21 protein-coding genes and 1 tRNA gene are annotated in these 17620 nt (G+C 37.5%); 17 read left to right on the top strand and 5 right to left on the bottom strand.

Annotated elements, in window-relative coordinates; translation table 11 throughout:
• Positions 1-17 precede the first annotated feature (17 nt).
• The 5 genes from MKP09_RS10635 to MKP09_RS10615 all read left to right on the top strand — a co-directional run bounded on the left by MKP09_RS10635 (position 18) and on the right by MKP09_RS10615 (position 4274).
• The gene (locus tag MKP09_RS10635; RefSeq protein WP_240828475.1) at positions 18-974 is read left to right on the top strand and encodes a penicillin-binding protein 2; all 957 of its coding nucleotides are present in this window, start codon (positions 18-20) and stop codon (positions 972-974) included.
• 115 nt (positions 975-1089) lie between these two features.
• Complete coding sequence (locus tag MKP09_RS10630; RefSeq protein ID WP_240828464.1) at positions 1090-1740, top strand: penicillin-binding transpeptidase domain-containing protein; 651 nt, start codon at positions 1090-1092, stop codon at positions 1738-1740.
• 260 nt (positions 1741-2000) lie between these two features.
• Positions 2001-2909 (top strand): hypothetical protein, encoded by a 909-nt coding sequence (locus tag MKP09_RS10625; RefSeq protein ID WP_240828447.1) that lies wholly within the window; start codon positions 2001-2003, stop codon positions 2907-2909.
• Positions 2906-3685 (top strand): serine/threonine protein kinase, encoded by a 780-nt coding sequence (locus MKP09_RS10620; RefSeq protein WP_240828442.1) that lies wholly within the window; start codon positions 2906-2908, stop codon positions 3683-3685. Before MKP09_RS10625 ends, MKP09_RS10620 begins: the two co-directional genes overlap by 4 nt.
• Positions 3686-3806: 121 nt before the next feature.
• Positions 3807-4274: an FHA domain-containing protein gene (locus MKP09_RS10615; RefSeq protein WP_240828437.1), complete on the top strand. Its 468-nt coding sequence runs from the start codon at positions 3807-3809 to the stop codon at positions 4272-4274.
• Between the two features lie 298 nt (positions 4275-4572).
• Here the strand turns inward: MKP09_RS10615 and MKP09_RS25900 are convergent, their stop codons facing one another.
• From MKP09_RS25900 to panD, 3 genes are all read right to left on the bottom strand, one after another.
• The gene (locus tag MKP09_RS25900) at positions 4573-5010 is read right to left on the bottom strand and encodes a lysylphosphatidylglycerol synthase domain-containing protein (RefSeq protein ID WP_262915200.1); all 438 of its coding nucleotides are present in this window, start codon (positions 5008-5010) and stop codon (positions 4573-4575) included.
• 29 nt (positions 5011-5039) lie between these two features.
• On the bottom strand, positions 5040-5516 hold the full coding sequence (locus MKP09_RS25895) for a lysylphosphatidylglycerol synthase transmembrane domain-containing protein (RefSeq protein WP_317235296.1): 477 nt from the start codon (positions 5514-5516) through the stop codon (positions 5040-5042).
• A 72-nt stretch (positions 5517-5588) separates the two neighbouring features.
• Positions 5589-5933 (bottom strand): aspartate 1-decarboxylase, encoded by a 345-nt coding sequence (gene panD, locus MKP09_RS10605; protein ID WP_240828435.1) that lies wholly within the window; start codon positions 5931-5933, stop codon positions 5589-5591.
• A gap of 365 nt (positions 5934-6298) precedes the next feature.
• Between panD and MKP09_RS10600 the strand changes: the two genes are divergently transcribed.
• The 7 genes from MKP09_RS10600 to MKP09_RS10575 all read left to right on the top strand — a co-directional run bounded on the left by MKP09_RS10600 (position 6299) and on the right by MKP09_RS10575 (position 11510).
• Positions 6299-7042, top strand: a complete 744-nt coding sequence (locus MKP09_RS10600; protein ID WP_240828433.1) for a LysM peptidoglycan-binding domain-containing protein — start codon at positions 6299-6301, stop codon at positions 7040-7042.
• 11 nt (positions 7043-7053) lie between these two features.
• On the top strand, positions 7054-7707 hold the full coding sequence (locus MKP09_RS10595) for an SH3 domain-containing protein (RefSeq protein WP_317235295.1): 654 nt from the start codon (positions 7054-7056) through the stop codon (positions 7705-7707).
• A 30-nt stretch (positions 7708-7737) separates the two neighbouring features.
• Positions 7738-7992: a hypothetical protein gene (locus MKP09_RS10590; protein ID WP_240828425.1), complete on the top strand. Its 255-nt coding sequence runs from the start codon at positions 7738-7740 to the stop codon at positions 7990-7992.
• A gap of 162 nt (positions 7993-8154) precedes the next feature.
• A complete protein-coding gene (locus MKP09_RS10585) occupies positions 8155-8625 on the top strand; it encodes a DinB family protein (protein WP_240828423.1) in 471 nt (156 codons plus the stop codon).
• A 378-nt stretch (positions 8626-9003) separates the two neighbouring features.
• Positions 9004-9894 (top strand): potassium transporter TrkG, encoded by an 891-nt coding sequence (locus tag MKP09_RS25890; protein WP_262915198.1) that lies wholly within the window; start codon positions 9004-9006, stop codon positions 9892-9894.
• Entirely contained in the window at positions 9846-10745 is a 900-nt protein-coding gene (locus MKP09_RS10580; protein WP_317235294.1) for a potassium transporter TrkG, read from the top strand. Before MKP09_RS25890 ends, MKP09_RS10580 begins: the two co-directional genes overlap by 49 nt.
• 81 nt (positions 10746-10826) lie before the next feature.
• The gene (locus MKP09_RS10575; RefSeq protein WP_240828420.1) at positions 10827-11510 is read left to right on the top strand and encodes a potassium channel family protein; all 684 of its coding nucleotides are present in this window, start codon (positions 10827-10829) and stop codon (positions 11508-11510) included.
• Between the two features lie 15 nt (positions 11511-11525).
• Here the strand turns inward: MKP09_RS10575 and fmt are convergent, their stop codons facing one another.
• Positions 11526-12464: a methionyl-tRNA formyltransferase gene (gene fmt, locus MKP09_RS10570; RefSeq protein WP_262915197.1), complete on the bottom strand. Its 939-nt coding sequence runs from the start codon at positions 12462-12464 to the stop codon at positions 11526-11528.
• Positions 12465-12671: 207 nt separating this feature from the next.
• Between fmt and MKP09_RS10565 the strand changes: the two genes are divergently transcribed.
• The 5 genes from MKP09_RS10565 to MKP09_RS10545 all read left to right on the top strand — a co-directional run bounded on the left by MKP09_RS10565 (position 12672) and on the right by MKP09_RS10545 (position 15796).
• Entirely contained in the window at positions 12672-13124 is a 453-nt protein-coding gene (locus tag MKP09_RS10565) for an FKBP-type peptidyl-prolyl cis-trans isomerase (RefSeq protein ID WP_240828417.1), read from the top strand.
• A gap of 148 nt (positions 13125-13272) precedes the next feature.
• The gene (gene pepT, locus MKP09_RS10560) at positions 13273-14256 is read left to right on the top strand and encodes a peptidase T (RefSeq protein ID WP_240828404.1); all 984 of its coding nucleotides are present in this window, start codon (positions 13273-13275) and stop codon (positions 14254-14256) included.
• Positions 14253-14516: a zinc-binding metallopeptidase family protein gene (locus tag MKP09_RS10555; protein WP_240828399.1), complete on the top strand. Its 264-nt coding sequence runs from the start codon at positions 14253-14255 to the stop codon at positions 14514-14516. The genes pepT and MKP09_RS10555 overlap by 4 nt, the downstream gene beginning before the upstream one ends.
• Before the next feature lie 183 nt (positions 14517-14699).
• Complete coding sequence (locus MKP09_RS10550; RefSeq protein ID WP_240828396.1) at positions 14700-15659, top strand: SPFH domain-containing protein; 960 nt, start codon at positions 14700-14702, stop codon at positions 15657-15659.
• Positions 15660-15713: 54 nt separating this feature from the next.
• Positions 15714-15796: transfer RNA gene (locus MKP09_RS10545), tRNA-Leu, on the top strand.
• A gap of 245 nt (positions 15797-16041) precedes the next feature.
• Here the strand turns inward: MKP09_RS10545 and MKP09_RS10540 are convergent.
• Positions 16042-17589: a hybrid sensor histidine kinase/response regulator transcription factor gene (locus MKP09_RS10540; protein WP_240828389.1), complete on the bottom strand. Its 1548-nt coding sequence runs from the start codon at positions 17587-17589 to the stop codon at positions 16042-16044.
• Between the last annotated feature and the right edge of the window lie 31 nt (positions 17590-17620).

The following is a 17620-nucleotide window of genomic DNA, read 5'->3' as shown; positions in this document are numbered from 1 at the left end:
TTCTTACTTTCTTTACAGTGATATTGATTTTTACCGGAAGCCTTATCTGGTATCAGGCAAAATCAAATGAATATATTGTAAAGCCCGCATTGGTGCTGAACAAAAGAGGCGCATGGCAATATAGTTACAATCCACGCATTGGCGTTATGCTGCGTGAAATAAAAGCAGGAAATATTTATGATAAGAATGGAATACTGCTTGCTACTTCAAGTAAAAAGGAGTTTGAAAAAAACAGAACGAAACTCCTGAACTATGGCGCTAATGCTGCATTATACAAAGAGCAATTGTCTCGCGAGCAGGATCGTTATTATCCTTTTGGCTCTGATCTGTTGTTTTGGCTGGGTGATTATAATAAAGAAATTGCGCGAGAAGAAAATATGGGCTATGCAGCAGAGTTTAGACATTTCACGGCTTTGCGTGGCTTTGATGTTTCTTATACAACTACAGAACGCACTACCGATCGATATAAAGAAAATAAATTTTTACCAGAAACAACAACAGAAAATGAACTGACGCTTTACGACTATAGCGCCCTATCGCCTTTTATAAAAGCGGGTAAAAACAGCCAACTCATCGATTCGCAAAATAATAAACAGAAGGACATTTGGTTGTCATTAGATGTTGTGATGAATGAAAAGATCAATGCGCTTATTCAATCACAAAAACCTTATAAAGATTCCAGGACTTCAGTGATCGCCATTAATTCAAAAACAGGCGATGTGTTGGCATCAGCATCAAATCCATCACCGTCCTATAAAGATCAGAAACTGATCAGCAACATTGAGCCCGATGATTACAGGAATATTTATAAACAAATATTTAATGACAGGATGATAGTACCGCAGGATCTGGGAATAACTTATAATTCACGCCCAGGTTCAACAGTGAAAATAATTGATGCTTATGCAGCGTTCAATCAATACGGACTTGGTGCGGCCAACTTTAATTTTTTGTGTACCCGGCTGAAGCGATAAGAGCGGATGAACCTTCCAACGAAAATGTGGATATGCATAAGGCAATTGTACGCTCCAGCAACGTGTATTTCATTAAACTGATCAATGAAAAAAATTACAATCTTCATTGTTTCAGATGTACGATATGTTAGGCATGAATATAATCAACCGCGGTGGCTATAACTTTAAAAGGCCCGAAGATTATAATAGTGATAAGTTTTTTAAGGAATGGGACGAATTTTTGGACATTAGGCGTAATATTTATTTTACCAAAAACAAGCGTCTGATTAACACACGACGAAGGTTTCAATCCAATTATTCCAACATTGCGTGGGGTCAGGGAGAGTTGATGGCCACACCTTTGCACCTGGCAAAAATGAGCGGGGCCATTGCGAACAAAGATTCCTTACAACCTTCCCGGTTTTTGTTTAAAGCATGGAATAAGCCTTCACAAAAAGAACCCGCTTTAGCCTTGTCAAAATATGCTGGCGCTTCAGAATTAATGTCTGGCTATATGAAGGAACAGTCTGCAAAAGTTTCGGGAGCTAGCGGCTTACAAGTATTTGGAAAAACGGGTAGCCCGGAAAGAGACAAATTGATCAAACAAAATGGAAAGACAATACGTAAACGTGTTACAGATGCGTGGTACACTTTTTATGTGCCATCACCCAGGTTGGGTGCGCCTATTGCTTTTGCAATTAGAATTGAAGAAATTGGAAACTCAGAATTTGCAAAACAACTTGCCATTGATATGTTGAAGCAGTTGAAAGCGGCGGGATATTTTTAGTTGATAGATGATAGAAAACGGTTGATAAGGAAAGTAATCCAGGTAATCTTATAATCCTAAAAATCATGTTTCAGACAATGGCAAAGAATATCTTGGATGTCCAGCGCAGCTCCGAAGGAGCTGAATGTAAATAGCCGGATGCGAAGCTTCCGGTTGGTAGCGAATAAATAGGTTGATTTATATACAGCAGCACAAGAGTGCGACGCAATTTTGATGCTATATAATTGAAAGCTGGGCCAATAAAAAATAAATGTATACAGATGAACAATTGGTTAAAAAAGAAAATGCAACAATTATCTGACAAACTTAATGCAGATGATGATGAGCCGATTGATAAGTTGGCATCGAAACAAGAACCTGATGGGAGCAGGGAAAAGCATGTTGTAAAAAGCAAGGCTTCAGGATTAGAGAACATTGAGGAGCTAAAAGAAGTGGCAATTGGCGCTATTATAAATGCTATAAAGATGTTGGGTCATGGAAATAGTATAGTTTCCGGACTGGCATTTCATTCGCGTTTTGCAGATAGCTCGGTGGAAAATGTTGCATTAAAAGCTTTAACACAAGATGCCGATTTTATAAAGCAAATAAAACGTACGCTAAAATCGAAAGGAATAAATTTTAAAGAAAACCTATCAGTTGAAGTATTGCATGAATCGGCTTTGGTGGATAAGGTTACGCAAATAATCGACGGTGTTGGTGTAGAAGTATTAATACCCGGCGAAACTTTACGTAAAATAAAAGCGCGCGTTGTGGCAACAGAAGGTATAACATGGGAGCCGGAATATATTTTAGAACCCAACGGCAAAACTTATTTTATTGGAAGATGCAAAGATCCGAAAATAGATAACGGCCCTAAAATACATAACGATATTGCGTTTGTAGGTATTGAAGAAAAAAATGAAGAGCAATACAAGATCAACAGTTATATCAGCCGCTCACATGCTAACATTATTTTCGACAAAGAGCTGGGCGCATTCAAAATTTACCGTTCACGATTTTTAAATAATCCATCGCATAAAATAAAGATTTACAATACCGGCCAAAATGATTTCACGGGTGTAAGCCTTAATCAATCAGCCGTGCCGCATGTTTTAAAAAACGGGGATTCTATTTGCTTTAATGATAAGATTGTGTTGGAGTTTTTTATTTTAGATAAAGAAGCAGTATGAGCGAATTAGCTACATCTTACGATATATTGAAAGTGCTTGGCCACGGCGGCTTTTCGGCGGTTTTTAAAGCTCGCAGAAAAGAAGACGGAGATATTGTTGCTTTAAAACAACTGGATCTTACCATTGAAAACGAAGAAGAGAAAGCGTACCGTGACTTTAAAGAGGAGGTTGATATTCTCAAAAAGCTAGATCATCCGAATATTGTAAAAGTTTATGAAGAATTGATTCTGGATCATAAACCTTCTTTGGAAATGGAGTTTATTGATGGAGACACATTGGAGATGATCCTGAAAAAAGAAAAATTCTTTTCCGTTGATGATACGCTGGATCTTATTGAACAAATTGCAGCGGCCTTAAATTATTGCCATCATTATTATTTACCCGGCAATTTTGCGCAGCATGCCGATTCGGTTTTGCGAAGGAGAAATGCAGTAATTCATAACGATATCAATCCTAAAAATATTATCCGCTCGAAGAATGAAGACGGCAGCAATCGCTATGTGCTGATCGATTTTGGCTTGTCTTTTTCTGATCCCGATGCAGTTCGCCACAGCAGAAAAGAAGAGGGAATGGCGGAATATAAATCTCCTGAAAAATGGAGCGGTACAATGATCGATGCGCCTTCGGATATTTATAGTTTAGGAATTGTTATTTATGAATTGTTAACAGGAAGCGTTCCTTTTCCCGTGAAGGATTATAAAACGACAGAAGAAATGATAGCGCTGGAGGAGAAGCATAAAACTGCTGCTATTCCTGATATGTGTAAAAAAGGATAGACATACTAAACGCACAATCACTTAGTGAAGAAACGGAATGCGATATTCCGGAATGGCTGGAAATGCTGGTCCAAAAATGCCTTGAAAAAATCCGCAAAACCGTTTTAAAACGGGTCGTGAGTTGAGCCAGTTTTATTACGATGGTGTTGAAGGGAATATTGAAATACCAGATATTAAAGAGAGCGAATTTCAAGTAATTGATATTGATCCGCTGGCGGGTGCTAACGACGTATCATTTGGCGCTCATTTGGAAGTGGTGCCTAATTTTTTAACGGAAGCACAGCAATTCGCTTTTGAAAAAGATATTACGGTAATTGGCCGCCAAAGCGAGGCCGGCGGTTTATCGGTTGCAGATTTTGCTATTGTTACCGCAGATAAATTTATTTCTAAAAATCATTGCCAGATCACAAGAAAGAAATTGGAAGATGGAAGGTATTTATATCAGCTTGGCGATGCTGCACCCAGCAAGAACGGAACTTTTTACAACACAGATAAAAATACGCAGCGCTTGTTACCGCACGTAAAAGTAAACCTAAAAGACGGCGATTATTTTTGGATAGGAAATACGAAAATTGTTTTTCATGATTGATGTTAGGCCAAGACCTTCAAGGTTTTTAAAACCTCGAAGGTCTTGGTTGCATTATTCACTATGATGTTTGTATAGTTGAGGTTCAATACTAATAAGAAGCGTAGATTCGATTTTGTAACAATGAACTTCAGTTCGTTGGCATAAAGGTGCAACTGAAATGAGAGCTGTAGGCTCGGCTCATAAAATGTATCGTGCCTAAGGCACTCATTGTTTTGACCGCGGTTTTCTTCGGAATCAATTCCGAAGTTACAATATCTGAACAGGCCTACGGCCTTTAGCCAAGCCTAAAAAGCTGACTTTATTTACTTCTATTTTTATTATAAAAAGGCAATGCTAGCAAACTAATGCCACCTACAATTAAAATAACTATTACTTGTAAGATCCAAAGTAGCCAGCCAAGCGCCAGTCCAACACCAGCGTTCAAATGATAAAGGCTCATTGTTTTTTGCACTAAAAAAGCATAAGCTCCAACGCCGCCTGGTGTTGCGATCATACCCAGACTACCTGCACATAAAACAGTAATCGCTTCTGCAAATCCGTAACCGGCTGATTCTTCTAACATTAAAAATCCTGTATAAACACTTAATGCATATAAGAACCAAATAGCAATACTATAAAAAATAAAAGTCCAGGGTCTTTTTAAAGACTTGATTGAAATAAATCCCTGCCAGATATGTAATGCGATCTTTTTAAACAAAGCCACAAGGTCAGACCATTTTCTTTTGGTGATGAACATCCAAAGAAGAATTACGACAAAAATTGCGATTATTGATAGCGAAGCATACAGTAATAAATTCGAAGGTTCGCCAGTTGATCGCGCAGGAAAAAAGTAGTTAGTATGTTTTGATACAGATCAGGTTGTGATATAAGTGCTATGCAAAACAGCAGGAAAAGGCAAATAACATCTACCAATCTTTCCAGTATAACTGTACCTACTAATTTATCCAGCGGTATTTTTTCATAGCGTGTAAGTGTGCTGCACTTTAATACTTCCCCTAATCTTGGTACGGCCTGGTTAGCCAGGTATCCGATCATAACCGCAAAAAAGGTGTTGAGTTTAGAAGGCTTGTATCCCAGTGGTTCTATAATCAGCCGCCATCTTAAAGCACGAACCCAATGACTGAACAATAACACTATTATGCCAGGAAATACAAGCCAGAACCTACCTTTTGACAAAGCAGAAGAAATGTGAAGTTTGTCATCTTGCGTAAGGCCCTTCAAAGACCACCATATTAAAAACACGCCTAATCCCAAAAAAAGGTGTACTGCAATATGGTTGCTGCTTTTTTGGGCATCAATTAATGGGAAGATAGTTTATAGTTTATTGCCAGCCTTTGGAAAGATAACCTTTGGCTGATGCTTTTTGGCCTCTTCAAAATCCATTATGGCATAAGCGATGATCACGATAATATCGCCAGCCATTCCTTTACGTGCAGCTGGCCCGTTCAGGCAAATAGTTCCGCTTCCGCGTTTACCACGAATTACATAAGTTTCAAGGCGCTCCCCGTTATTAACGTTTACAACCTGAACCTTTTCATTTTCAATTAAACCAGCGGCATCCATCAGATCTTCATCTATTGTAATGCTGCCCATATAATCCAGGTTAGCCTCAGTAAGGGTAACACGATGGATCTTCGATTTTAAAACTTCTATTTGCATAGCGGCGCAAAGGTAATTATTTATTAATAGACTACATTTAATAACGTTTTTTGGTAAAAAAGGTTATCGTTGATCCATAACACAAAACCAATTCTTTAGAACTGAGAGATTTAACTTCAATCAATTTGTTTATTAAATCAGCAGTAAACATATTTCAGCAATCTTGCGTCGCACTCTTCACTTGTGGTACATAGCCAAACCTACATAAACGAACCATGTTAAAAATTCTCTAGTCTGAATCTATTATTATGTTATGCAGAAAATGGCTATTTGCTTAATTTTGAGACATCTTTAGTAAATACAATGAACCTGCCAATTAACTTTATTGTAAATTCGCAGGCATAAATCAGCATTTGTTTTTAGATATGAAAAAATATATTTTACTGGCAGGAATTGTTTTCGTTTCAGGATTGGCAATGGCTCAGGGTGGGAAAATTGTAGCAGAAAGATCGGGCAAAGGCGCTGTTGTGATGCATGCAGTGCAACCGAAAGAAGGTTTATATTCAATTGCAAGATCATATAATGTAACCATCGGTGATTTGGCAGCTGCAAATAAATTGGATAAAGATGCGGGTCTTAATATTGGCCAAAAGCTAAAAATACCCCTAAAATCTCTTGAGCAAACCAGGTTTGGTACAGGTGCCCCTGTTTATTATGTTGTACAAGGCAAAGAAAACCTTAACTCCATTAGCATCCGATTTGCTAAAATGCCTGTTAAGAATATTATGATCTGGAATAACCTGAAAGAAGGCGAAAGTGTAAAAAGAGGACAAGAGATCATAGTTGGATATTTACCAAAAGGTATCGGATCTTCCGAACAGATAACTGCAAAACAAGATCAGCAAAAGGAACCAGCTAAGGATTCTAAAAAGAATACCAAATATCAGCAAGCGACTGTAACTGGTACCAATATCAATATTCGTAAAGGGCCATCTACCGATCAGGATGTAGTAGGTATTGTACAGGAAAACGATGTTGTGGATATTGTTAAAAAAGTAAATAGCGAATGGACATCAATCCGAACCAAGGATGGTGTAGAAGGTTACATTGCTTCTCAATTTGTACAAGCGGGAAGCAAAAAAGCTGAGGCGAAAAAGAAGAGGCTTTAAAAACTGCTGTCATTTCGGGAACAAATATCAACATACGTAAGGGACCATCTACAGATCAGGAAGTTGTGGCTATCGGGCAACAGGATGATGTTGTAAGTGTTATAAAGAATATAAATAGTGAGTGGACGTCGATCCGAACCAAAGATGGTACAGAGGGTTTTATTGCCGCACAGTTTTTACAAAGTGGAGATCAAAAAGCAACTGTCAAGCCAGCACGTACCGCAGAGGTAAAAACAGCCAAAGTTTATGGAACAAATATCAATGTTCGCAAAGGCCCTTCCACAGAGCAAGATGTAGTTGGTATTGCTCAACAGGATGAAGTTTTAACGTATGTTAAGAAAGTGGACAATGAATGGTCTGAAATCAGGATGGGTGACGGAACTAATGGATTTATTGCTACCCGCTTCTTATCACTGGATGGCAAACCATCTTTAGCTTCTGTAGAAGCTGAAAAACTAGCCCAGTCGCAAGCAGAGGATGCAAAAAGGATTGCTGAAGAAGCCGCCGCTAGTGAGAAAGCGCTGGCTGAAGCAACAAAAAAGAGGAGGATCAAAAAGCTGAAGCATCAGTTTCGGAAAAAATTACTGCCAAGAATACTGATGAATCAGGTGCAACTTCTATCGTTGACGAAACAGGATATTTTAAAACCGATTATGAGAAGTTAGTAAATCCCAATTTTACTTCTCAAAAAACATTTGCGTCAGGAATCTTTAAAACCGACAGGGGATGGAGCGACGGAAAATATTATGCTATTAATGGATGATGTTGCTCCGGGCACATTAGTTAAGCTCTCAAATCCTTCCAATAATAAAATAGTCTATGCAAAAGTATTGGGAAAAATGAAGGGTGTACAATATAGCGACGGTTTTGATGTTCGCATTAGCGAAGCTGCAGCCAAAAAACTTCAAACAGAAAATACAGATAAATTTAACCTGGCCGTTACGTATTAATATCTTGTCATAAAATATTTTGTCGATTGTCACCCTAAGCCTGACGAAGGGCATTGAACGTGCTTCGACAAACTCAGCCTGACAGAGTTGGAGAAAAAGTATCGTAGACATAACGGCGAGGTAATCAATGTTTTTAATGCGGTGTTCATTTAATAAAGTTGTATGAACAGAAATACATTTATTGCTAACCGGCTTCGCGAAGTATTACTGGATGGACGCTGGATTGCGAATACAAATTATCGGGAGCAACTGTTAAATACAAATTGGAAGCAGGCTGTTTTTCAGGTTGACGGTCTGAACACTATTGCCAAACTTACATTTCATATCAATTATTATTTGCAGGGCATTTTAAACGCTTTTGCTACAGGAAAGCTTGAAATCAGCGATAAATTCAGTTTTTATTTACCTCCGCTGAACTCAGAAGATGACTGGCAAAAGCTGATGAATGATTTTCTGAAGAATGCAGAAAAGTTTGTTACTGAAGTTGAACAAATGGATGATTCCAAATTTGATGAGCCTTTTATTGACGAAAAGTACGGCAGCTTTTTAAATATCGAAGGCGTTATTGAGCACAGTTATTATCACTTAGGACAAATTGTAATGATCAATAAACTGATTGCAGAAAAGGATTAATTTTTAGTTAACCCTATATGCTCTGAATTGTGATAAGGATTCGGCAGCCGTTGATAATATATTCTTGAACTCATTAAATTCCCGTTTAAGCAAAAAAGAAATTGGTTAAATTTTTTGAGCTCTTGCCAAGGTGGTGTCCTCACGCACTCCTTAAAATTTTAGCATTAAAAATACTGATTGCTTAGTTCATTAGCCGAAAAACACCTGTTAATCAAAACAAAAGATGAGAAAATTATTTATCCTATTTTTCCTGTTAATAGAAATGGAACTGCATTCATTCACCTTAAGCGAAATGACTATGAAGGCTAAGCGTGAAATAGTGTCTTCCTTGTTAAATAAAAAAATCAATATATAAGTTTTAAGAGATCTTAAATTAATATGATTTTAAAGAAATTATATAGAACTGCATTTTGGGCGAGCGTTATAGGAATGGTTGCCTTTATTTTCGACTTTGGTTTTTCGTTAAAAATTTTGGCTCAACAAATCATTGATGCTTTTTATTTTGTTGTCATCGCTTTGGGTTTGCTATCAACCTTTGCAAGGTATTTTGAACACCCAATTTTACTTAAACGAAAAGTAGCTGTTTTTGATGTTATTTCTGTTGTTTATACGCTGTACGTTTTTTATATGTACCTTTTTGTAGGAGAGGCTTTTACAACAGATCTAATTTTAGAAAATCCCCTTTGGGTAATTTTAGCAGTTGTAATGTCGTTTATTAGAGAGCTTTCAGAACAAAAGTTAAACCTTAGCAGAACTTATTTTAACCCGGCGCAATTATTCATTTTAAGTTTCTTAACCATTATTTTTTTAGGAGCTATATTATTGATGCTGCCCAAAGCTACTCACACCGGTATTACATTTATTGATGCCTTGTTTACTTCTACAAGTGCAGTTTGTGTTACAGGTTTAATTACAGTAGATACAAGTACCTATTTTACGATTTTTGGTCAATCAATTATTCTGTTTTTGATTCAGGTAGGCGGGTTGGGCATTTTAACATTTGCCAGTTATTTCAGCTATTTTTTTAAAGGTGGAAGCACTTACGAAAATCAGTTAACACTAACTGAAATGACCAACTCTCAAAAAATCGGGGATGTCTTCAATACATTAAAAAACATCATTGTTATTACGGCAACTGTTGAGTTAACTGCGGCGATGTTTATCTTCTTTTCATTAGATCAATCATTGATCAATAATTTTGCCGATAAAGCTTTTTTTCGATATTTCATGCTGTTTCAGCGTATTGTAATGCCGGGTTTTCTACATTAAGCCAAAGCATTTACGAAACCGGATTTCGTTTTAATTATACTTTACAGCTCATCATCGTTGCAACATTTGTGTTGGGTGGTTTAGGCTTTCCCATTGTAGTTAATATTACCAGTTATTTAAAACATAAAGTTTTATACTTTCTGCGGTTTAATTCAAAAATAAAAAATCATAAACCATGGATGCTTAATATTAACAGCCGAATTACTCTTGTTACTACCTTATCGCTAACAGCAACAGCTTTTGTATTCTTTTTAATTTTAGAATACAATAATACACTTGCCGAACACTCTTTATACGGAAAATTGGTAAATGCCTTATTTGGGGCGGCAACACCCAGAACCGCTGGTTTTAACTCGGTAGATATGACTGCATTGGCCTTTCCAACAATAATGATAACCTTTTTATTAATGTGGATTGGCGCATCCCCAGCCTCAACAGGCGGCGGTATAAAAACCAGTACTTTTGCCATTGCAACTTTAAATATTTTAAGTTTAGCAAAAGGCAAACAACGCATAGAAATTTTCAGAAGAGAAATTGCCGATATTTCAGTAAAAAGAGCATTTGCAACCATTGCATTATCCTTAATTATTATCGGATTTGGGGTGATACTTATCACCATTTTTGACCCGGAAAAGGGGCTGTTAAATATCGCTTTTGAATGTTTTTCCGCTTACAGTACAGTAGGCTTAAGCTTAGGTATTACAGGAAGTTTAAGTACTGCAAGTAAACTTGTAGTAATAGTTGTAATGTTTGTGGGCAGAGTAAGTATGCTTTCAATTATTGTGGCCATATTCAAAAAAATAAAACATAAAAATTACCGCTACCCAAGCGAAGAAATTACGATAAATTAAATACACAGATGGAACGAGCTATGAAGATGAATGATGGGTTTTGGCAAGTTTCATGTGACCATCAAAATAAATTATAAACACATGAAATATATAATTGTTGGACTGGGAAGTTTTGGAGCGTCTTTAGCAGAGAAATTAACTGCACAAGGGTATGAAGTTATAGGCCTTGACAATAACATGAATAAGGTAGATTTATTCAAAGAAAAAATATCGCATACTATTTGTATGGATGCCACAGATGAATATACAGTTTCAGGCTTGCCACTTAAAGAAACTGATGTAGTGATTATTGCTATAGGTGAAAACCAGGGAGCTAATGTAATGGCTACTGCATTATTTAAAAATTTACAGGTTAAACGTTTAATTAGCAGGGCTGTTGATGCATTACACGAAAAAGTGCTGATGGCCATTGGCGTTGATGAGATTGTTCATCCTGAAGAAGAGACCGCAGAGCGTTGGGCAAAAAAATTATGCCTGACTGATGTTGTGGATTCATTTGAGTTGAGTGGTGATTTTAGCGTTATAGAAATAAAAGTTCCCCAAAAATACACTGGCAAAACTATACGGGACATACAGTTGAGAAGACGTTACAATGTTTTAGCACTAACTACCATAAGAAAAAGTGAAGTCAAAAATGTTTTTGGAAAACCCTATAAAGAAAACAAAGTACAAGGAGTTGCCTCTCCGGATACAGTTCTCGAAGAAAATGATATTTTGGTTATTTATGGTGCAAATAAAGACCTAAGAAACTTTACGAATCAATAATGTAAGCGAACTTAATCAAAACCGGTACCCTCTCAAAAAGTCTTCAACATTCATTCTCTTTTTTCCTTCGAGCTGAATATCGGTCAATTGCAAATATCCATCAGTACAAGCCAATCGGAGGTATGTTTTTTGATCCGTCTCAAATTCGCCAGGTTCAACTCTTGGCTGTTCATTGATTTTTGTTGAGCTGTATATTTTTAATTTTTTCCCGTTCAGAAAAGTAAACGCTGTAGGGTAGGGCGAAAGACCGCGTATCAGGTTATACACTTCTTCAACAGGCTTATTTGCGTTAACGATACAAGTCTCTGTAAATATTTTCGGCGCATGGTGTATTGTTTCATTAGTTGAAATTAACTGGGGCATTTCTTTAAGACTGTTGCTTGCTAAGCCTTTTACTGTTTCAACCAATAAAGCCGCACCAATATGCATCATTTTATCATGAACCGTTCCTGCCGTGTCATCCTCGGAAATGGGGAAACTTTCCTGTAGAAGAATATCACCTGTATCTATTTCGTGTTTCAATTTGAAAGTTGTTACTCCGGTCTCTTTTTCGCCGTTAATTACTGCCCAGTTGATCGGGGCCGCGCCGCGGTATCGTGGTAGCAAAGATCCGTGCAAATTAATGGTTCCCATTGGTGGCATATTCCATACCATTTCAGGCAGCATCCTGAACGCAACGCATATTTGCAGGTCAGCGTTTAATTCCTTTAACTGATTTATAAAATCCGGGTTTTTAAGTTTTTCTGGTTGCAATACCGAAAGATTTTTGCTTACAGCATATTTTTTAACAGCGCTTTGCTGCAATTCCATACCGCGGCCTGCAGGTTTATCAGGGGCTGTAATTACGGCAACTATATTGCAACCGGCATTCACCAGTGCATCCAGGCTTGTAACAGCAAACTCTGGAGTCCCCATATATATAATTCTTAAATTCTTGTAATTAGCATCACTCATATGCGCGAATATCGCATGCTTTTTCGAGAAAAATTAGGCTGAAAGTTAAAAAAGGCTACCTTCGACTGTGTATATATATGTGTACTGACTTTTGTTGAATGAGCTGGTTGAGCAATGCACAACAGTTGAAGAGTGCGACGCAAGACTGATCAATAATATTCATAAGTTGGTATCATAAAAGAATTACTAAAAACAAATTTGAAAGCAATGCAAGTAAAAAAAGGCGATAAGGTAAAAGTACATTATCATGGAAAGCTTACTACAGGCGAAACGTTTGATAGTTCTGAAGGGCGCGACCCGCTTGAGTTTGAGGTGGGAAGCGGCATGGTTATCAAAGGTTTTGATGATGGTGTTACCGGCATGGCTGTTGGCGAAAAGAAAACTGTTAACATTCCGGTTGAAGAAGCTTACGGACCTCAAAATCCGGAAATGCTGATTGATATGCCTAAAGACCGTTTCCCTGAAGATATGCAGCTGGAAGTAGGAATGCCGCTGGTAATGAGCGATCCGAGTGGACAACAGTTTCAGGTTGTCGTAGTTGAAATTAAAGAAGACTCGGTAACACTTGATGGCAATCATCCTCTTGCAGGTAAAGATCTGATTTTTGATCTGGAGTTAGTAAGTATTGAAGGCGGTAGCCCCTTAATAATAACTCCTTAATTTGAAATAAATTATGGTAAAACCTCGAAGTATGTTAAATCATTTTTCGGGGTTTTTTTATGTTCACAATGTTTGAGATAGTATCGCTGCCGCGCCTTAAATTTGCATGAACCCGAAATGTACCAAACAACTTAAAAACTATTTTTGAATGATCAGTGATTATGATTTTAGTGTTGCTAAACGTTTTCTGAAATATGTTACGATCGATACGCAAAGCGACCCTCATTCCACCAGTTTTCCATCTACCGAAAAACAAAAAAATTTAAGCCGTTTGCTGGTAGAAGAATTAAACGAAATGGGTATTTCTGATGCTCATCTGGATGATCATGGTTATGTATATGCTACCATTCCCGCCACCTCAGATAAAGAAGTACCTGTAATATGTTTTTGCAGCCATGTCGATACTTCATCTGATTGTTCCGGAACTGGCGTAAAACCTATGGTTCACGAAAATTTTGATGGAAAAGATATAGTGTTGCCTGATGATCCGACGCAGGTCATTTCGGTGCGTCAGCATTCATATTTAAAAAAGAAAATTGGAGACGATATTATCACCGCATCTGGCACTACTTTGTTAGGAGCAGATGATAAAGCCGGTGTTGCTATTATAATGGACTTTGCTAACTATTTGATAAAGCATCCTAATATAAAACATGGCAACATTAAAATTTTATTTACGCCCGATGAAGAGATTGGCCGCGGAGTAGATAACGTTGATATAAAAAAACTCGGCGCTGACTTTGGCTTTACTCTTGATGGTGGTAAAAGAGGAGCTTATACTGATGAAACATTTAGCGCTAATGGTGTTACTGTTACGTTTCATGGCATTAGCGCTCATCCTGGATATGCAAAAGGAAAGCTGGTTAACGCTTTAAAAGTGGCTGGAACATTTCTTGACTTGCTACCCAAAGATTGTTTTAGTCCTGAAACTACTGAAGACCGCGAAGGCTTTGTACATCCTGTTCAAATGGAAGGAACGGTTGAAAAAGCAACTGTGCATTTTATAATACGCGACTTTGATACATCAGCGTTAACGTTGCATGAAAAGCGGCTTGAACAGTTTGCCAAACAGGCTACCGGTATGAAGGTTCGTCATACGCTTTCGAAAGCAAGGAGCAATACCGCAATATGAAAGAAGTATTGAAGGAACATCCGCAAATCGGCGAATATGTAAAAGAAGCTATGAACCGCGCCGATGTTATATTTAAACAAGATAGTGCCCGTGGCGGCACGGATGGTTCGCGCCTTTCCTTTATGGGATTGCCTTGCCCTGATATATTTACAGGTGAAATGGCATTTCATGGTAAACATGAATATGTCAGTGTTCAGGATATGCAAAAATCTGTTGAAGTATTGATCAATTTGGTGCAGGTTTGGGAAGAGAAAAGTTGAGTTTTTTTGTTGCGCCACCAAAGAACATATCTCAGCTTTGTTGTGTCACTCACTTTTTTGTGGTGCATATAGCATCCTACATAAACAACGATAAACCTTTCGGGTTTTAAAGAAATAGAAGGTTTAATAGATTTTCAAAATCATCTTTTTTATTCCTATTTTTAAGAAAAATTAAAACGCTTTATGGAATTTTTAAATTACTGGTGGGTTGTAATAATCCTGATCATTGTATTTAGCGGTTTATTCACCATTAACCAGGGATACATTGGTGTAATTACCATGTTTGGAAAATATCAGCGCATTGCCTCGCCTGGACTGCGATTTAAAATCCCCTTAATTGAACAGCTTTTCAAAAGAGTGTCAACACAAAACCGTTCGGTTGAATTAGAGTTCCAGGCTGTAACGCAGGATCAGGCGAATGTTTATTTTAAAGCCATGCTATTGTACGCAGTACAAAATGCAGATGAGGAAACGATAAAAAAAGTGGCATTTAAATTTATTAGTGACAGAGATTTGATGCAGGCATTGATAAAAACCATTGAAGGAAATGTACGTTCTTTTGTTGCTACTAAAAAGCAAGCAGAAGTATTGGGTTTACGCCGCGAAATCGTTCAGTATGTTAAAGTAGAAATTGATCAAACATTGGAGGAGTGGGGTTTTCATCTACAAGACCTACAAATCAACGATATCACTTTTGATAAAATGATTCTTGATTCCATGAGTAAAGTTGTAGCAAGTAATAATCTGAAAGCTGCTGCAGAAAATGAAGGCCAGGCATTATTGATCACAAAAACAAAATCGGCAGAAGCAGAAGGTAATGCTATTAAGATAAGCGCTGAAGCAGAAAGAGAGGCGGCTAAACTTCGTGGCCAGGGTGTTGCTTTGTTTAGAGAAGAAGTAGCAAAAGGTATATCATCTGCCGCTTCAGAGTTAAAGCAAGCCAATTTGGATACCAATTTTATTTTATTTAGTATGTGGACAGAAGCCATTAAAAACTTTGCCGAATATGGTAAAGGCAATGTCATTTTTCTTGATGGAAGCACTGAAGGGATGGACAAAAGTATGAAACAATTTCAGGCATTAATGATGCGTCCGGCAGGAACGGGTGATGACTTTAATAAGTTTCAAAATCCGCAAGCTTAATCTGCATTTGTAACATGTTTTTTATTAGTTTTGCCACCCAAATTAAAGAGTGTATGCCCGGGTGGCGAAATTGGTAGACGCACCGTCTTCAGGTGGCGGCGCCGCAAGGTGTGCTGGTTCGAATCCAGTCTCGGCACGTATTAAAGGTTGTAAGTAATTGACTTACAGCCTTTTCTGTTTTTCATCTGTCAAAAAATGTATCGCTTTTTTTCGGTTGTTACCTTTGACAAGGTAAGGGTGTGATTTTTCCTTATTCCGATACGTTTCTAACCAATTAATTTGTCCTTCATAAAATGTTGTGGATATGAACGATTAGTTCATCCCAGTCAGCCATTCACTATTACAACATCCTTTTTCGGATAGCAGACATTATAATCAGTTGTTATGATTCAGACATTGCATATTGTTTAGGAGTTTTTCCAAATTTCTTCTTAAATTCTAAACTAAAATGTTTTCTGTCCTGATAACCGACAGCATAACAAACTTCATACACAGCAAGTTCTTTTTGCAGTAATAATTCTGCCGCTTTCTGAAGTTTTACAGATTTAATGAAGTCATTAACGGAAAGATTGGTAACAGCTTTTGTTTTCCTGTAAAGAACGGGTACGCTCATGCCTATCTTTTGTGCGAGAATTGATACATTAAAGGCAGTATCATCCAGGTATTTTTCAATTATATTTATAATATCCGTTAAAAATTCGTTGTCAAGCTCATTAGCAACAGGAAGCTGTTCCTCCGCCACTATTGGGGTTTGCAACATGCCTTCCTGAATGTAGTGCTTTACATTTTCTCTTATTCTTTCTCTCGTCGCCAGCAGATTCCTTACGTTTAATTCAAGCACACGCCTGTTAAATGGTTTTGTAAGATATATATCTGCTCCTTTGTCTAATCCTTTAATATGATCCTGTTGAGTAGTTTTGGCAGTAAGAAGTATTACCGGAATATGGCAAGTGCGTAAGTCAGACTTCAGTCGATTGCAAAAACTCAATCCGTCTTCTAGCGGCATCATTACATCACTAATGATCAGGTCGGGTATGTGTTCAGTTGCATATTCCCAACCATTTGAGGCATCTTCCTGTAGTATAACATTATACTTGTCGGATAATATTTCCTGAATCGTCCTTCTTATCTCCGGATTGTCATCTACTAATAATATAGAAAGATCCCGTTCTTTCATATAGGTTTCGACAACATTAGGCTCTGTTGCAAACAAAGCGTCCAACGAATGTAATTCTTCGGTTTTGTTTATGTCGACTGTAATCTTTGGTTTAATGTAGCCTGGTTGTTTATTGAAATGTGTAGCTCCTTTTTTTAGTAAAACGGCAAACGTTGTTTTACGTTCTTGTATTTGCTCATCAACGATCCGGCTATCCACCTCAATCTTTGCGCTATGCAGGGTTGCGATTTTACTGGACAAGGCTAATCCTATACCATAACCTTTATTTTGGTGACCGCTATCATCTATCTGGAAAAAATTATTAAAAAGCTTGTCCTTATATTCTGGCGCAATGCCGCGCCCGTTGTCGATGACTGAAACTTTCACATCATCATCGCCATTTTCAATATGCACTTGTATTTTGCCACCATCAGGCGTAAACTTGAATGCATTGCCAATAAGATTGAAAAACACTTTTTCAAGCTGCTCTTTGTCAAAATATAATTGTTGCCACGATGTGTCATGAGTGAAAGAAATATGAATGTTGCGGGCCAGCGATAGCTCTGTGAAATGTTCATAGATTTCTTTAATAAAACTTACTATATCGTATGGTGCAACATGCAACATTAAATGTTCTGTCTCCACTTTTCTAAAATCCATTAATTCTTCGGAAAGTCGAAGTAAGTTGTTTGCATTTTTCTTGATATTTTGAAACTGCTGCTGTAAATAGCTGTCATTTGCCCTATCGTTCATCATTTTATCAACAGGAGACAATATTAATGTAAGATGTGTTCTTATCTCATGC

The organism is Paraniabella ginsengisoli (assembly GCF_022513635.1).
Classification (GTDB): Bacteria; Bacteroidota; Bacteroidia; order Chitinophagales; family Chitinophagaceae; genus Niabella; species Niabella ginsengisoli.
Note: the sequence above shows the minus strand (reverse complement) of the source record. Positions and strands in the feature narration are given on the sequence as shown.

Bases quoted from the DNA above. Each gene is read 5' to 3' on its own strand.
- MKP09_RS10630 (WP_240828464.1), top strand. From the start codon at position 1,090: ATGTACGATATGTTAGGCATGAATATAATCAACCGCGGTGGCTATAAC.
- MKP09_RS10625 (WP_240828447.1), top strand. From the start codon at position 2,001: ATGAACAATTGGTTAAAAAAGAAAATGCAACAATTATCTGACAAACTT.
- MKP09_RS10620 (WP_240828442.1), top strand. From the start codon at position 2,906: ATGAGCGAATTAGCTACATCTTACGATATATTGAAAGTGCTTGGCCAC.
- MKP09_RS25900 (WP_262915200.1), bottom strand. From the start codon at position 5,010: ATGTTCATCACCAAAAGAAAATGGTCTGACCTTGTGGCTTTGTTTAAA.
- panD (WP_240828435.1), bottom strand. From the start codon at position 5,933: ATGCAAATAGAAGTTTTAAAATCGAAGATCCATCGTGTTACCCTTACT.
- MKP09_RS10600 (WP_240828433.1), top strand. From the start codon at position 6,299: ATGAAAAAATATATTTTACTGGCAGGAATTGTTTTCGTTTCAGGATTG.
- MKP09_RS10585 (WP_240828423.1), top strand. From the start codon at position 8,155: ATGAACAGAAATACATTTATTGCTAACCGGCTTCGCGAAGTATTACTG.
- MKP09_RS25890 (WP_262915198.1), top strand. From the start codon at position 9,004: ATGATTTTAAAGAAATTATATAGAACTGCATTTTGGGCGAGCGTTATA.
- MKP09_RS10575 (WP_240828420.1), top strand. From the start codon at position 10,827: ATGAAATATATAATTGTTGGACTGGGAAGTTTTGGAGCGTCTTTAGCA.
- fmt (WP_262915197.1), bottom strand. From the start codon at position 12,464: ATGAGTGATGCTAATTACAAGAATTTAAGAATTATATATATGGGGACT.
- MKP09_RS10565 (WP_240828417.1), top strand. From the start codon at position 12,672: ATGCAAGTAAAAAAAGGCGATAAGGTAAAAGTACATTATCATGGAAAG.
- pepT (WP_240828404.1), top strand. From the start codon at position 13,273: ATGATCAGTGATTATGATTTTAGTGTTGCTAAACGTTTTCTGAAATAT.
- MKP09_RS10555 (WP_240828399.1), top strand. From the start codon at position 14,253: ATGAAAGAAGTATTGAAGGAACATCCGCAAATCGGCGAATATGTAAAA.
- MKP09_RS10550 (WP_240828396.1), top strand. From the start codon at position 14,700: ATGGAATTTTTAAATTACTGGTGGGTTGTAATAATCCTGATCATTGTA.